At 71.5% G+C, this 15626-nt stretch carries 6 protein-coding genes and 5 pseudogenes; 8 read left to right on the top strand and 3 right to left on the bottom strand.

The annotated features are described in order from the left end of the window. The first annotated feature begins 64 nt into the window (after positions 1-64). Positions 65-1034 (top strand): annotated as a pseudogene (locus BJF85_RS25985) (quinone oxidoreductase). A 123-nt stretch (positions 1035-1157) separates the two neighbouring features. Here BJF85_RS25985 and BJF85_RS25980 read toward each other — a convergent pair. The 3 genes and pseudogenes from BJF85_RS25980 to BJF85_RS25970 form a co-directional block, all read right to left on the bottom strand. Then, positions 1158-1760 (bottom strand): FKBP-type peptidyl-prolyl cis-trans isomerase, encoded by a 603-nt coding sequence (locus BJF85_RS25980; RefSeq protein WP_075850519.1) that lies wholly within the window; start codon positions 1758-1760, stop codon positions 1158-1160. 43 nt (positions 1761-1803) lie between these two features. Further along, on the bottom strand, positions 1804-4197 hold the full coding sequence (locus BJF85_RS25975; protein ID WP_083666711.1) for an ATP-binding domain-containing protein: 2394 nt from the start codon (positions 4195-4197) through the stop codon (positions 1804-1806). Between the two features lie 124 nt (positions 4198-4321). Further along, a pseudogene (locus BJF85_RS25970) lies at positions 4322-5322 on the bottom strand (heme o synthase). Positions 5323-5788: 466 nt separating this feature from the next. Here BJF85_RS25970 and tkt point away from each other — a divergent pair. From tkt to BJF85_RS25935, 7 genes and pseudogenes are all read left to right on the top strand, one after another. Continuing rightward, a complete protein-coding gene (gene tkt, locus BJF85_RS25965; RefSeq protein ID WP_075850517.1) occupies positions 5789-7891 on the top strand; it encodes a transketolase in 2103 nt (700 codons plus the stop codon). 19 nt (positions 7892-7910) lie between these two features. After that, positions 7911-9014 (top strand): annotated as a pseudogene (tal, locus tag BJF85_RS25960) (transaldolase); the annotation flags it as partial. Positions 9015-9026: 12 nt separating this feature from the next. Further along, positions 9027-10641 (top strand): annotated as a pseudogene (locus BJF85_RS25955) (glucose-6-phosphate isomerase). Continuing rightward, a pseudogene (zwf, locus tag BJF85_RS25950) lies at positions 10638-12165 on the top strand (glucose-6-phosphate dehydrogenase). The pseudogenes BJF85_RS25955 and zwf overlap by 4 nt, the downstream one beginning before the upstream one ends. A gap of 72 nt (positions 12166-12237) precedes the next feature. Further along, complete coding sequence (gene opcA, locus BJF85_RS25945; protein WP_075850570.1) at positions 12238-13332, top strand: glucose-6-phosphate dehydrogenase assembly protein OpcA; 1095 nt, start codon at positions 12238-12240, stop codon at positions 13330-13332. Then, on the top strand, positions 13329-14105 hold the full coding sequence (gene pgl, locus BJF85_RS25940; protein WP_075850516.1) for a 6-phosphogluconolactonase: 777 nt from the start codon (positions 13329-13331) through the stop codon (positions 14103-14105). The genes opcA and pgl overlap by 4 nt, the downstream gene beginning before the upstream one ends. Positions 14106-14292: 187 nt before the next feature. Further along, entirely contained in the window at positions 14293-15582 is a 1290-nt protein-coding gene (locus BJF85_RS25935) for a sensor histidine kinase (protein ID WP_075850515.1), read from the top strand. Positions 15583-15626: the final 44 nt, after the last annotated feature.

The following is a 15626-nucleotide window of genomic DNA, read 5'->3' as shown; positions in this document are numbered from 1 at the left end:
ACTAGGCTCGGGCGCAACACGGCCCAGTGACGGCCCAGTTCGCCTGCGAGGAGAGGAAGTGCGCATGCCTACCGCGATCCGGATCGAACGCACCGGGGGTCCAGAGGTCCTGACCCCCGCCGACGTCGAGTCGCCGTCCCCCGGGTCCGGGGAGGTGCTGGTCGACGTCGAGGCGGCGGGCGTCAACTACATCGACACCTACCAGCGTTCGGGCGTCTACCCGATCGCACTGCCCTACACGCCGGGGCTGGAGGGCGCGGGCACCGTCGCCGAGGTCGGCCCGGACGTCACCGGGATCGCGGTCGCGACCGGGTCGCGTGGCAGGGCTATCCCGGCGGCTACGCCCAACGGGCCGTCGTGCCGGCGGGCATCCTGGTGCCCGTTCCCGACGGAGTGTCGGCGCAGACGGCGGCCGCCACGATCCTGCAGGGCGTCACGGCGCACTACCTCGTCAACTCGACGTACCCGGTCACCGAGGGCGAGACGGTGCTGGTGCATGCGGCCGCGGGCGCGTCGGACTGCTGTTGACGCAGTTGGCCAAGGCCAAGGGCGCGCGGGTGGTCGGCACGGTCTCGACCGAGGAGAAGGAACGCCTCGCCCGCGGCGCCGGGGCGGACGAGGTCATCCGCTACACCGAACGCGATTTCGCCGCCGCGGTCGACGACCTGACCGGCGGCGAGGGCGTGCCGGTGGTGTACGACGGTGTCGGCGCCAGCACGTACGAGGCGAGCCTGCGGTCGCTGCGGCCACGCGGGATGCTCGTGCTGTTCGGCGCGTCGAGCGGACCGGTCCCGCCGATCGACCCGCAGGTGCTGAACTCGGGCGGATCGCTGTTCCTGACGCGCCCGACGACGGCGCACTACACCGCCACGCGGGAGGAACTGGAGTGGCGGACCGGCGAACTGTTCGCCGCGGTCGCGGCCGGGGAGCTGGACGTGCGCATCGGCGCGACGCACCCGCTCGCCGATGCCCGCCGCGCCCACGAGGACCTCGAGGGCAGGCGGACCACCGGCAAGGTGCTGCTCATCCCCTGAGGCCGGCTCCCCGCCGGTGACCTCGGCCGACTCGTATGCGGCCGAGGTCACCGTGGGGCACGACAAGCGTCCGGCGCCTCAGGAGACGGTCGTTCGGGAGACTGCGCCTCGGGAGACGGTGTCTCAGGAAACGCCGGTGACCTCGGCGACGACGACCAGGCTGTCCGAGGCGAGCGGGTTGCCGCCCTGCTCGGAGTAGCCCAGGTCCGGCGGCAGCACGAACACGCGCGTGGCGCCCTGCTGCGCACCCTCCAGGCCCTCGGCCCAGCCCTCGATCTCACCGGTGGGCGAGGCCAGGTTCACCGACGCGGTGCCGGAGTCGGCCACCGAACCGTCGGCCCAGCCGACGACCGTGTAGTCCACCTGCACGGTCGACTGCGGCGACACCTCGGCGCCGCTGCCCGGCTCGACGTCGTGGGTCACGACCTCCTGCGGAGCGGCGCAGTCCCGCGGGATCTGCACCTGCGGCTCGGCGCCGCCCGTCGCGACGGTGATGTCGGTGGCCGCACACTCGGCCGCACCGCCGCCGGTGGAGCCCCCGCGCCCCTCGCCGTTCTCCTCGGACGCGGCGCCGCTCTCGGTCACCGACACGGGCGCCGGCGTGTGCTCGGCCTGTTCCTCGGGCGACTGGTCGGTCGGCTCCTCAAGGGACGGCGAGCACGCCGCGAGCACCGTCGCTGCTGCTGTCGCGGCCCCCGCGATCATGATCTTGCCAGCTTTGCGCATGCGCCTACCCTAGCTGGGCGCTCACCGGGCGTTTTGCACGCCTTCACCACGTGTGTGTCGCCACTCCCGGCGCGGTCGAGGCCGCGGCGAGCGCGCCCGGCACGGGCCCGGTGTGCACGATTCCCAACCGCGTGGTCGCGCGCGTCAGCGCGACATACAGGTCATTCAGGCCGCGCGGCGACTCGGCGATGATCTCCTCGGGCGCGACGACGACCACCGCGTCGAACTCCAGACCCTTCGCCCGGTCGACCGACAGCAGCGACACGCGTCCGCCCGATTCGCCGGACGAGTCGAACGTCACAGCGGCCTCGAGCTCCGGTGTGGCCAGGCTCTCGGGGACGACGACGGCCACCGTGCCCCCGTCGGCCTCGGCCAGTTCGCCGTCCACGACGGACCGGATCTCCTCGGGCAGCCGCTCCCGCTCGAGCGTGCGCTGCCACGGCACGTCCCCGGTGTCGCGCACCGACGTCGGCGCGCGCAGCTCGGGGTCGATCTCGGCCAGCACGTGCGCGGCGAGCTCCATGATCTCGGCCGGGGTGCGGTAGTTGACGGTCAGCTCGCGCAGGCGCCACCGCTGCCCCACGTACGGCTCGAGCACGTCGCCCCACGCGGACGTGCCCGCGCGCGAACCGGTCTGCGACACGTCGCCCACGAGCGTCATGGAACGGCTCGGGCAGCGGCGCATCAGCGTGCGCCAGTCCATCGCCGACAGTTCCTGCGCCTCGTCGACGATGACGTGCCCGAACGTCCACGTCCGGTCCTGTGCCGCGCGCTGAGCCGCGGTGAGGTTGCTGCGCGCCTCCTGCCGCTCGGCGATCATCTCGGCGTCCAGCACGTCGCGGACGCGGATCTGGTCCTCGTCGAGGAGTTCGTCGTCCTGTTCCAACACGTGCAGCACGCCCTCGGCGTAGGCGCGTTCCTCGCGTTCCCGGCGCTCGCGTCGCAGCCGCGCCTCCGTGTCGTCCTCCCCCAGCAGCTCCGCGAGCTCGTCGAGCAGCGGAACGTCGGCCGGCGTCCACCACGAACCGGGGGCGCGCAACAGCGCATCGCGCTCGGCGTCGGTCAGCTGCCCCGCGGCGGCCGAGGCGAGCCGGCCGGGGTCGGTGAGCAGGTCCGCGAGCAGCTCCTGCGGCGTGAGCTTCGGCCACAGACCGTGCAGCGCGTCCCGCACCGCGCGGTCCTCGGTGAGCTCCTGCCTGATGGTGGCGTGGTCGCGCTCGTCGAGCAGCACGCCGTCGTCGGTCTCGTCCTCGGTGAGCGGGATGTCGGGCACGTCGTCGAGCACGCTCGACTCCAGCCGCGCCACGGCCTGCTCGGCGAGCGCGTCCAGCAGGGTGTCGACGAAGACCCGGCGGGCGACGTTGTGCGGCTTGAGCGTCGCCCGCGCCTTCTCGCGCGCGCGCTCGCACGTCGCGCGGTCCAGTTCGAGCACGTCGTTGTCCTCGGCGTCGATGTGCAGCACGTCCTCGGGCACGGTCTGTCGGTCGCGCACCGCCTGCGTCAGCACCTCGACCATGCCGACCCGGCCCTTGACCTCGGCCGTCTCGGGGGTGTCCGTGCCGACGGCCTCGAGACCGGGGAAGAGCTCGCCGACGGTGGCCAGCAGCACGCCCGTCTCACCGAGCGAGGGCAGCACCTGTCCGATGTAGCGCAGGAACGTGCTGTTGGGCCCGACCACCAGCACACCGCGTGTGGTGAGCTGACGCCGGTAGGTGTAGAGCAGGTACGCCGCGCGGTGCAGCGCCACGGCGGTCTTGCCGGTCCCCGGCCCGCCCTGAACGACCAGCACGCCGCCCATGTCGGCGCGGATGATCCGGTCCTGCTCGGACTGGATGGTCGCGACGATGTCGGACATCTCGCCGGTGCGGCGCCGTTCGAGCGCCGACAGCAACGCCGCCTCGCCCGCGAGCCCCAGGTGGTCGCTGTCGCCGCCGGAGCCGATGTCGAGGATCTCGTCGTCGACGTCCACGACCCGCCTGCTGAGGGTGCGCAGATGCCGGCGGCGCCGCACGCCGTCGGGTGAGGCGGCGGTGGCGAGGTAGAACGGCCGGGCGACCGGGGCGCGCCAGTCGATCAACAGCGGCCGGTAGTCGTCGCTCTCGTCGAACAGGCCGAGCCTGCCGATGTAGAGCGGGGACTCGATCTCCTCGCCTGCCCGGCGTTCGTCGCCGAAGTCCAGCCGTCCGAAGCACAGCCCCTGCTCCACGGACGTGAGTTGGGCCAGTCGGTCGCTGTAGGTGGCGGTCGCCGCCTCCCGCTCGGCCTGCGCCTGCGGCTCCCCGTCGGCCATCCGCAACGTCTCGGCTAGCCGCCGCTCCGCGAGCTGCCGTTCGGCGTCGAGGGCCGCGTAGAGACCGGCGAGATACTCCTGTTCCTCCGCGATCGCGGTGTGTTTGCCGTCAGCGGTGATGTCCCGGCCGTCCGCGGACACAGACAAGGGCGGCGCCTTTCCACGAAGATGATGTCGGACCTCGACCGATGTCCAACGATCGACGACGCCGATGAATTCCCCGGACCCGCGGTGGTTAACCCGAGCGGCGCCGTGCCGGGCGCCGAGGCCGTCAGACCAGGACCGGCAGGCCGATGGCCGAGTCGACCGCCAGCGCCACGAACACGATCATCAGGTAGGTGTTCGAGCGGTGGAACAGCGCCATCGGCTTGGTCTCCTCGCCCCGCTTGGCGCCGGCATGCAGACGGTGGGCGTAGAACAGGAACCAGGCGCCGGCCAGGCAGGCGAACGCGGCGTAGAGCCAGCTGGTGGCGGGCACGAGAAGCAGGGTCCAACCGACCATCACCCACGAGTAGATGACGATCTGCTTGGCCACGTGCTCGGTGCTGGCCACCACGGGCAGCATCGGGACGCCCGCGCGCTCGTAGTCCTCGCGGTACTTCATGCCGAGCGCCCACGTGTGCGGCGGCGTCCAGAAGAAGATCACGCCGAACATGACGAACGCGGGCCATTCGACGGTGCCGGTGACCGCGGCCCAGCCGATGACGACGGGCATGCACCCGGCGGCACCGCCCCAGACGACGTTCTGCGGCGTACGCCGCTTCAGGCCGAGGGTGTAGACGAAGATGTAGAACAGGATCGTCGCGATCGCGAGCAACCCGGCGAGCAGATTCACCGCGAAATACAGCAACGCGAACGACGCGACGCCGAGCGCCAGACCGAAGATCAGCGCGTTCCTGCGCGGAACGGTGTCGCGCACGAGCGGACGCGTCTTCGTGCGGTTCATGACCTTGTCGATGTCCGCGTCGACGACGCAGTTCAGCGCGTTCGCGCTGCCGGCGGCCATCGTGCCGCGACGAGGGTGGCCAGCAGCAGCCACGGGTCCGGGATCGACCGACCCGCGAGGAACATCGCGGGGATGGTGGTGACGAGCAGCAGCTCGATCACACGCGGCTTGGCCAGGGAGGAGTACGCGGCGATCGCCTGCCGAACACCGCGACGAGCACCCGGATCACCAGCCGGGGGCTCACCGGAAGGTGTACCGGCGGTGTGCCCGGCGCTGGTGTTGGCACTGCGCCCGTGCGACGAATGCGCAGCGTGCACCAACGACATGTCGCTCCCTGCGTCAGATTGCGGGCCGGAGACGTCCTCGGCGAGCGCCGGACGGCTCGTCGGCCGGTTCCTTGACAGAGGGTAGTAGAGGACTTTTCCGCATCTGCGCACGGCACCCCGGGTGCGAAGTCCACGTCACATTCCACACGCCCCCGGACGCCGGCGTGACTTATGTGCCCTCGCGTGCGCGCCCGCGCGCGTGCGACACGCGCGCGGGGCCGGGCCGCGGTGGTGACGGCGCCGGCGTCTGCGAGGCTCTCGCGCGGTGGGCGCGCCAGGCACCACCGAAGCGCGCGGGTCTACGCTGGCGGCATCGGTCACGTTCCACGGGTTACCTGCCAGTTCGCTGTGGTACCCGCGCCCTGATCGATTAAGATCGCGGAGGCAGCCGCCGATGGCCGGACCACCGGCGCGCTCGCCCCGCACGGCCAGCTTCAACCAAAGACGATTCAGGAGCCGAGTTCTAGTGTCGGAAATCGCCTCGACCGCGGACAACAACCCACTGCTGCGCCGGAACTACCCGGCCGACTGGGCCGACGTCGACACCCGGGCAGTGGACACGGCCCGCGTGCTCGCCGCCGACGCGGTCGAGAATTGTGGCAGCGGCCACCCCGGCACGGCCATGAGCCTCGCCCCGGTCGCCTACTCGCTGTTCCAGCGCATCATGCGACACGACCCGACCGACCCGGAGTGGCCGGCGCGCGACCGCTTCGTCCTGTCGGCGGGTCACTCGAGCCTGACTCTGTACATCCAGCTCTTCCTCGCCGGGTACGGCCTGGAGATGGAGGACCTGCGCCAGCTGCGCAAGTGGGGTTCGAGGACCCCGGGCCACCCGGAGTACAGCCACACCGCCGGTGTCGAGACGACCACCGGCCCGCTCGGCCAGGGACTCGCCAACGCGGTGGGCATGGCGATGGCCGCCCGCCGCGAGCGCGGCCTGCTCGACCCCGAGACCCCGGCCGGCCGAAGCCCGTTCGACCACCACGTCTACGTGATCGCCTCCGACGGTGACATCGAGGAGGGCGTCACCTCCGAGGCCAGCTCGATCGCGGGCCGTCAGGAGCTCGGCAACCTCGTGGTGATCTACGACGACAACAAGATCTCCATCGAGGACGACACCGCCGTCGCGCTGTCGGAGGACACGGCCAAGCGCTACGAGGCCTACGGCTGGCACGTGCAGGTCGTCGAGGGCGGCGAGGACGTCGTGGCCTTCGAGGACGCCGTCGCCGCCGCCAAGGCCGAGACGACCAAGCCCTCGTTCATCCTGCTGCGCACCGTGATCGGCTACCCGGCACCGACCAAGATGGACACCGGCAAGGCGCACGGCGCCGCGCTGGGCGCCGACGAGGTCGCCGCCGTCAAGACCGCCCTCGGGTTCGACCCGGCCCAGGACTTCCCCATCGAGGACGAGGTCCTGGCCCACACCCGCAAGGCCGTCGACCGCGCCAAGAGCGACCGCGCCCAGTGGCAGGAGCAGTTCGACGCGTGGGCCGCGCAGAACCCGCGGCGCGCCGAGCTCGCCGAGCGGCTGCGCACCCGCACCCTGCCCACCGGCTGGGCCGACGCCCTGCCGACGTGGGAGCCCGACGAGAAGGGCATGGCCACCCGCAAGGCCTCGGGTGCGGTGCTGAACGCGATCGCCGACGCGCTGCCCGAGGTGTGGGGCGGTTCGGCCGACCTGGCCGAGAGCAACAACACGATCATCGAGGGCGCGAAGTCGTTCGGCCCCGAGGCCGCGTCGACGGACATGTTCACGATGGACCCGCACGGCCGGAACCTGCACTTCGGTGTCCGTGAGCACGCGATGGGCTCGATCCTCAACGGCATCGCCCTGCACGGCGGCACCCGTCCGTACGGCGCGACGTTCCTGATCTTCAGCGACTACATGCGCCCGGCCGTGCGCCTGGCCGCGCTGATGAAGGCGCCGGTGACCTACGTCTGGACGCACGACTCGATCGGTCTCGGCGAGGACGGCCCGACGCACCAGCCGATCGAGCAGCTCGCCTCGCTGCGCGCGATCCCGGGCCTGAGCGTGGCGCGACCGGCCGACGCCAACGAGACGGCCGCCGCATGGAAGGCCGCGCTCGAGGACAACGAGCACCCGACCGGTCTGGCCCTGACGCGACAGAACGTGCCGGTGCTCGAGGGCACCGACGCCGCGGGCGTGGCCAAGGGCGGCTATGTGTTGGCCGAGGCCTCCAACGGCAACCCGGAGGTCGTGCTGATCGCGACCGGCTCCGAGGTGCAGCTCGCCGTCGAGGCGCGGGCCGCGCTCGAGGCCGACGGTGTCGCCACGAGCGTCGTGTCGATGCCGTGTGTCGAGTGGTTCGACCGTCAGGACCAGGCCTACCGGGACGCGGTCGTCCCGCCCACCGGTGTGGCCAAGGTCGCGGTCGAGGCCGGCATCGCCCAGCCGTGGCACCGTTTCGTCGGTGACTCCGGCGAGATCGTCTCGATCGAGCACTTCGGCGCCTCCGCCGACCACAAGACGCTGTTCCGCGAGTTCGGGTTCACCGCCGAGGCCGTGGTGTCCGCGGCCCGCCGCGCGCTGACCAAGAAGAACTCCTGACCGGATTGGAGATCGCCTCATGAGCAGCAATCTCGCAGCACTCTCCCAGGCCGGCGTGTCGATCTGGCTCGACGACCTGTCCCGGGACCGGATCGACTCGGGCAACCTCGCCGAGCTGATCCGCGACAAGCACGTCGTCGGCGTCACGACCAACCCGACGATCTTCGCCAACGCCCTCGGTGACGGCGAGGCCTACGACGAGCAGGTTCGGGAGCTGGCCGACCGCGGCGCCGACGTCGACGCGGTCGTGCGGGAACTGACCACGACCGACGTGCGCAACGCCGCGGACCTGTTCCGCGACGTCTTCACCGCCACCGGCGGCGTCGACGGCCGCGTGTCGATCGAGGTCGACCCGGGCCTGGCCCGCGACACCGACAAGACCGTCGCCGAGGCCGCCGATCTGTGGAAGACGGTCGACCGGCCCAACCTGCTGGTGAAGATCCCGGCGACCGAGGAGGGCCTGCCGGCCATCACCCGCACCCTCGCCGAGGGCATCAGCGTGAACGTCACGCTGATCTTCTCGGTCGAGCGCTACAAGGCGGTCATCGACGCCTACATCGCCGGCCTGGAGCAGGCGAAGGCGAACGGGCACGACCTCTCGTCGATCCACTCGGTCGCCTCGTTCTTCGTGTCCCGTGTGGACAGCGAGATCGACAAGCGGCTCGAGACGATCGGCACCGCCGAGGCGCTCGCGCTGCGCGGCCGGGCCGCGATCGCCAACGCCCAGTTGGCCTACGCCGCCTACGAGGAGCGCTTCTCCTCGCCGCGGTGGGAGGCACTGCAGGCCGACGGCGCGAACGTCCAGCGTCCACTGTGGGCATCGACGGGCGTGAAGAACCCGGACTACTCCGACACCCGCTACGTCGACGGGCTCGTCGTGGCGAACACGGTCAACACGATGCCGGAGTCCACTCTGGACGCCTCCGCCGATCACGCGAACGTCACCGGCGACACGGTCAGCGGCACCGCCGAGCAGGCCCAGGAGGTGTTCGACTCGCTCGCCGGCGTCGGCATCGACGTGGCCGACGTGTTCACCACGCTCGAGACCGAGGGCGTGGACAAGTTCGACACGTCGTGGTCCGAGCTGCTCGAGACCGTCTCGCGGCAGCTCGCCAAGGCGAAGGCTGATCCGGGGATGGGGGCCGACCAGATCGGGGTCGAGCTCGACCCCGCACTCGCCGACGCCGCCGCTCCACTGATCGACGCCCTCGTCTCCGACGGCGTGGCGGGCAGGCTCGCCGCGCAGGACGCCACGCTGTGGGGTCCGGACGCCGAGGCGGAGGCCTCGATCCGCCTGGCGTGGACGACCCTGCACCGCACGTCGCGTCCGCTCATCGGCGAGATCGAGGCGCTGCGCACCGATCTGCGCTCCGAGGGCATCGACCGCGTGGTGCTGGCGGGCATGGGCGGATCGTCGCTCGCGCCCGAGGTCATCACCGCGTCCGCGGGCGTGCCGCTGACGGTGCTGGACACGACGGACCCGGCGCAGGTGGCGGACGCGCTCACGGGCGATCTCGACCGCACGGTGCTCGTGGTGTCGTCCAAATCGGGCACGACGGTGGAGACCGACAGCCACCGCCGGGTGTTCGCCGCGGCCTTCGAGGCCGAGGGCATCGACCCGGCGCGGCGGATCGTCGTGGTCACCGACCCGGGTTCGCCGCTGGCCGAGCTCGAGCAGTGCCGCAAGGTCTTCCTGCCGATCCGAACGTGGGCGGGCGCTACTCGGCCCTGACCGCGTTCGGGCTCGTGCCGGCGGGCCTGGCCGGTGCCGACGTGGCGCGGCTGCTGGACCAGGCAGCGTTCGTCGCCGACGCGGTGGCGACCGATGCGGCCGACAACCCGGCGCTGACGCTGGGCGCGGCGTTCGCCGCCGCTCACGCCGACGGCGCGAGAAGCTCGTCCTCGCCGACACCGGGTCCGAGGCCGCGGGTTTCGGCGACTGGGCCGAGCAGCTGATCGCCGAGTCGACGGGCAAGGAGGGCACCGGCCTGCTGCCCGTCGTCGTCGAGGGTCCGGACGCGCCCGGCTTCGCCGGCGAGGCCCCGGCGGCGGGTGACGCGACGACCGTCGCCGTCGGACCGCCGGCCGCCGGCGCCCGCATCGCCGTGGACGGACCACTCGGCGCGCAGTTCCTGCTGTGGGAGTCGGCGGTCGCGATCGCCGGCCGACTGCTGGGCATCAACCCGTTCGACCAGCCCGACGTGGAGGCCGCGAAGAAGGCCGCCCGGTCGCTGCTGGACGAGCCGGACGCGAGCGGCGCCGCGGCGACGCCGTCGACCGTCACCGGCACGGTCGAGGTGCACGCCTCGACCGGCACGAGCGGCGACGGATTGCTGGCCGACATCCTGCGGGAGTTCGTCGCGACCGTGCCGGCCGGCGGTTACCTGTCCGTGCAGGCGTATCTGGACCGGCTCGACGACGCGTCCGCGTCGCTGCTGCGTTCCGAACTGGCCCGCCGCACCGACGTGCAGACCACGTTCGGCTGGGGACCGCGGTTCCTGCACTCGACCGGCCAGTACCACAAGGGCGGGCACCAGAACGGAGTGTTCCTGCAGATCACGGGTGAATCCGAGGAGGACCTGCCGGTGCCGGACCGTCCGTATTCGCTGGGCACACTGCAGTTGGCGCAGGCGCTGGGCGACGGGCAGGTGCTCGTCGACCGGGGCAGGCCGGTCCTGCGGCTGCACCTGACCGACCGGGCCGCCGGCCTGGCCGAGGTGATGCGCGCGGTACAGGAGATCACTCGATGACGCGTAGCTGGACCAACCCGCTCCGCGACCCCAGGGACAAGCGCCTGCCGCGCATCGCGGGGCCGTCGAGCATGGTCATCTTCGGCGTCACGGGCGATCTGTCCCGCAAGAAGCTGATGCCCGCGATCTACGACCTGGCGCACCGCGGTCTGCTGCCGCCGGGGTTCTCCCTGGTCGGGTTCGCCCGCCGCGAGTGGGAGCACCAGGACTTCGGTGAGCTCGTGCACGACGCGGTGGCCGAGAACGCGCGCACGCCGTTCCGCGAGTCGGTGTGGAACCGGCTCGCGGAAGGCATCCGCTTCGTGCAGGGCACGTTCGACGACGACGACGCCTTCGACCGGCTCGCGGCCACGGTGCGCGAACTCGACACCGAACGCGGCACGGGCGGCAACACGGCCTTCTACCTGTCGATCCCGCCGTGGGCGTTCCCCATCGTCAGCAAGCAGCTCTCGCGCTCGGGCCTCGCCGACGCCGACGACAGCACGTGGCGACGCGTGGTGATCGAGAAGCCGTTCGGGCACGATCTCGCGAGCGCCCAGGAGCTCAACGGCGTGGTGAACCAGGTCTTCCCCGAGGAGTCGGTGTTCCGCATCGACCACTACCTCGGCAAGGAGACGGTGCAGAACATCCTGGCGTTGCGGTTCGCGAACCAGCTGTTCGAACCGCTGTGGAACGCGCACTACGTGGACCACGTGCAGATCACGATGGCCGAGGACATCGGGCTCGGTGGCCGCGCCGCCTATTACGACGGCATCGGCGCCGCCCGCGACGTCATCCAGAACCACCTGCTGCAGCTGTTGGCGCTGACGGCGATGGAGGAACCGGTCTCGTTCGAACCGGGTGCACTGCGGGCCGAGAAGGTGAAGGTGCTGGGCGCGACGAAGGCGGTCGGCCCGTTCGACGAGACGACCGCGGCCGGGCAGTACTCGGGCGGCTGGCAGGGCGGCACCAAGGTACCGGGGCTGGCGCAGGAGGCCGGTTTCGCGAAGGAGTCGACCACCGAGACCTACGCCGCGGTGACGCTGGAGGTGCAGAACCGCCGCTGGGCGGGCGTGCCGTTCTACCTGCGCACCGGCAAGCGGCTCGGCAGGCGGGTCACGGAGATCGCCGTGGTGTTCAAGCGGGCACCGCATCTGCCGTTCGACTCCACCTCCACCGACGAGCTCGGCGAGAACGCCTGGTCATCCGCGTGCAGCCCGATGAGGGCGTGACGATGCGGTTCGGGTCGAAGGTGCCCGGCACGACCATGGAGGTCCGCGACGTCACGATGGACTTCGGCTACGGACACTCGTTCACGGAGAGCTCACCGGAGGCCTACGAGCGGTTGATCCTCGACGTGTTGCTCGGTGAGCCGTCGCTGTTCCCGGTGAACGAGGAGGTCGAACTGTCGTGGAAGATCCTCGACCCGGTGTTGCGGCACTGGGCCGAGCGCGGCGTCCCCGAGCCTATCTGCCGGGCAGCTGGGGGCCGGAGTCGGCGGACCGGATGCTGGAGCGCGCAGGACGCCACTGGAGGCGGCCGTGATCGACACTTTGCGCAGCCCCGACCACGGACGCCGACCGGGTGCGGGTGTCCCGCAGAACACTGGAGGCGGCCGTGATCATTGACTTGCCGTCGACGACGACGTCGCAGTTGAACAAGAAGATCGTCGAGCTCCGCGAGCGGGGCGGTGCGGTGGCGTTGGGCCGGGTCCTGACGCTCGTGATCGTGGCGGAGGACGACGACCAGCTCGAGGACGCGATCTACGCGGCCAACGAGGCGAGCCGGGAGCATCCGTCGCGGGTGATCGTGGTGGCCAAGGGTGCGCGCACGGCCGCGCCGCGGATCGACGGGCAGATCCGGGTGGGCGGTGACGCCGGTGCCAGCGAGGTCGTGGTGCTGCGGCTGTACGGTGCGCTGGCGAACCAGGGCCAGAGCGCCGTCGTGCCGCTGCTGTTGCCGGACGCGCCGATCGTGACGTGGTGGCCGGGTAACGGGCCGAAGTCGCCGAGCAAGGACGCGCTGGGCAAGCTCGCGCAGCGGCGGATCACCGACTCGGCGGCGGAGAAGAACCCGATCCGGTCGCTGCAGTCCCGGGCCAAGACCTACGCCGACGGCGACACGGACCTGGCGTGGACGAGGTTGACGGAATGGCGTGCCCAGCTGGCGGGCGCGCTGGACCTGCCGCCGTACGAGCGGGTCACCGGCGCGACGGTGACCGGTAAGCCGGACTCGCCGTCGACGGAGCTGCTCGCCGGGTGGCTGGCCGAGTACCTGGGAGTCCCGGTCAAACGCTCCAAGACGACCAGTGCGCAGGGCATCGTGTCGGTGACGTTGGAGCGGCCGTCCGGGCCGATCTCGATCGACCGGCCCGACGGCCGCACCGGCACGCTCACACAGCCGGGCCAGCCGACGCGGCGGGTGTCGCTGCAGCGGCGTGACACGCGCGACTGCCTCATCGAGGAGTTGCGCAGGCTCGACCCGGACGAGATCTACGAGGCCGCGTTGAAGGGGCTCACCAAGCTCGCCGGCACGCGGCGCAGTACGGCCACGTCGAGTGCGGCCAAGGCGGACAGCACCAAGGCAGACACCGCGCAGTCGGGCACCACCAAGGCGACCGCGAAGAAGACGGCCCCGAAGAAGAAGACGGCCTCGAAGAAGACCGCGGCGACGAAAACCACGGCGACGAAGGCGAGGAGAACCGAGTCATGAGCACCTCCGGCACCGAGGCACCCGTCGCGACGGTCGTCCATCCCGACGCCGACGTGCTGGCTGCGGCGACGGCCGCGCGGCTCATCACGGCGCTGGCGGACGCGCAGGCGGCCCGCGGCTCGGCGTCGGTGGTGCTGACCGGCGGCGGCACCGGCATCGCCCTGCTCGAGCAGGTGCGCCGCTCCCCCGCCCGCGACGCCGTCGACTGGTCGCGGCTGGACGTCTACTGGGGTGACGAGCGGTTCGTGCCCGCCGACGACCAGGAGCGCAACGAGAAGCAGGCCCGGGAGGCGCTGCTCGACCACGTCCCGGTCGACCCCGCGCGGGTGCACGCGATGGCGCCGTCCGACGGCGAGTTCGGCGACGACCCGGACGCCGCCGCCGAGGCGTACGCGCGCATCCTCGCCGAACGAGCCGGCGCCGGTGGCGGAGCCGGCGCCGTGCCCGAGTTCGACGTGCTGATGCTCGGACTGGGCGGCGAGGGCCACACGGCGTCGATCTTCCCGCACACGCCGGCCGCCCACGAGACGCAGCGGTCGGTCGTGGCCGTGCGGGACTGCCCCAAGCCGCCGCCGACCCGGGTGTCGTTGACGTTGCCGGCGCTGCGGCGCGCGCGGCAGGTCTGGTTGGTCACCGCCGGTGCCGCGAAGGCCGAGGCGGTCGGCCGGGCGCACCGCGGCGCGGGTGAGGTCGAGCTGCCCGTCGCGGGTGCCCGGGGAACGGCCGGCACGCTGTGGCTGCTCGACACGGCCGCGGCGGCCGATCTGCCCTGACCCGCCTGGTCACAGCACGTACAGCCCGGTACCCGGTCGTGCGCGCACGGTAACCACGACCGGGTGTTCCCATACGAAAATTTCATGCGCGGTGCGTTAACAACCGCACACTTTTTCCCGAATTCGGAGACACTTCGGGGCAAGATGTCCTCTCATGGTGGGGTCCACAAGACGAGAGGTCTCAACCATGACCACAGAGGGCACAGTGCTCCCGGATGTCTCGGTTCAGGGCCCGCGCTCGCGCACCGCTGCCGACCGCATGCGGCATACGCAGGCCACCGTCAAACACTCGCTCACGTCCGTGTGGAGCCGGCCAGCCGTGCGCAGCGCGGCTGTCGACGTCGCGGTGCTGACCATCGCGGTCCTGGACGTGGCACTCGCTCCCCCGTCGGACGCCCCGCCGTACTCGCTGTACCTGTCGATCCTCGGCTGTGCCGCGCTGCTGCTGCGGCGCTGGTTCCCGTTCGCGGTGCTGCTGCTGACCATCCCCGGGTTCATGGCCGGCTGGGCCCAGGTCGCGGCGATGGTGGCCCTCGGTTTCCTCGCAACCCGCAAGCAGCTGCACTGGCAGGTGTGGGTCGGCGCATGGTTGGTGTGGATGTGCCGGTTCGTGCTCTGGCCTCTGGACAAGTTCGCGGCACTGTCATGGCAACAGCACGGCCTCGACGTCATCTACAGCACGGTCGTCGCGGGCATGCCGCTCGCCATCGGCCTGCTCATCGGCGCACGGCACGAGCTGGCCACACGGCTGGCCGAGCTGCGTGCGAGCCGGGACCGGGAACGCAAACTGCACGCCGAGATGGTCCGGGCGGAGGAACGCACCCGGCTGGCCAGGGAGATGCACGACGTCGTCTCGCACAACATCACGCTCATCGCCATGCAGGCCGGCGTGCTCACGGCCCAGACGTCGGCCAACGGTTCGGGCAGTGGTTCCGGCAACGGGTCGGGTAGTGGCGCCGAGGCCGAAGCCGCCCGCAGCGCCCACACGATCCGCGAGCTGAGCACGCAGACGCTCGAGGAGCTGCGCGGCCTCGTGGGACTGCTGCGCTCCGAATCCGCCGACGACGACTGCTCCGACAGCCCGTCGGCACGGGTATGTCAGATCCCCGAGCTGGTGCGCGAATGCCAGGTGCCCGTGCGTCTGGAGTTCGACACGATGCCGGAGTTCGTCCCGGACCAGGTCTCGGCGGCGGCGTACCGCACCGTCCAGGAGGCGTTGACGAACGTGCGCAAGCACGCGCCCGGGGCCGACACCCAGGTCACGGTGCACTCCGACGATACGGGGCTGTTCGTGCAGATCCGCAACGAGCCGCCCGCGCGGCGTCCGGGCGACGGTCCCCTTCCCTCGGGCGGGTACGGCCTCACCGGCCTGGCCGAACGCGCCCGGCTGTTGGGCGGCACGCTCGAGTCGTCACCGACGGCCGACGGCGGGTTCTGCGTGACCGCCCGCTACCCGATGTCCGGCATGCACACCTGAGACCTCTCGGCCAACCGAGCTCCACGAACTGGGCGCTCCACGAA

This window comes from Saccharomonospora sp. CUA-673, from assembly GCF_001942305.1.
Lineage (GTDB): Bacteria > Actinomycetota > Actinomycetes > Mycobacteriales > Pseudonocardiaceae > Prauserella.
The sequence above is the reverse complement of the archived record's forward strand: the minus strand, read 5'-3'. Positions and strand labels throughout refer to the sequence as shown.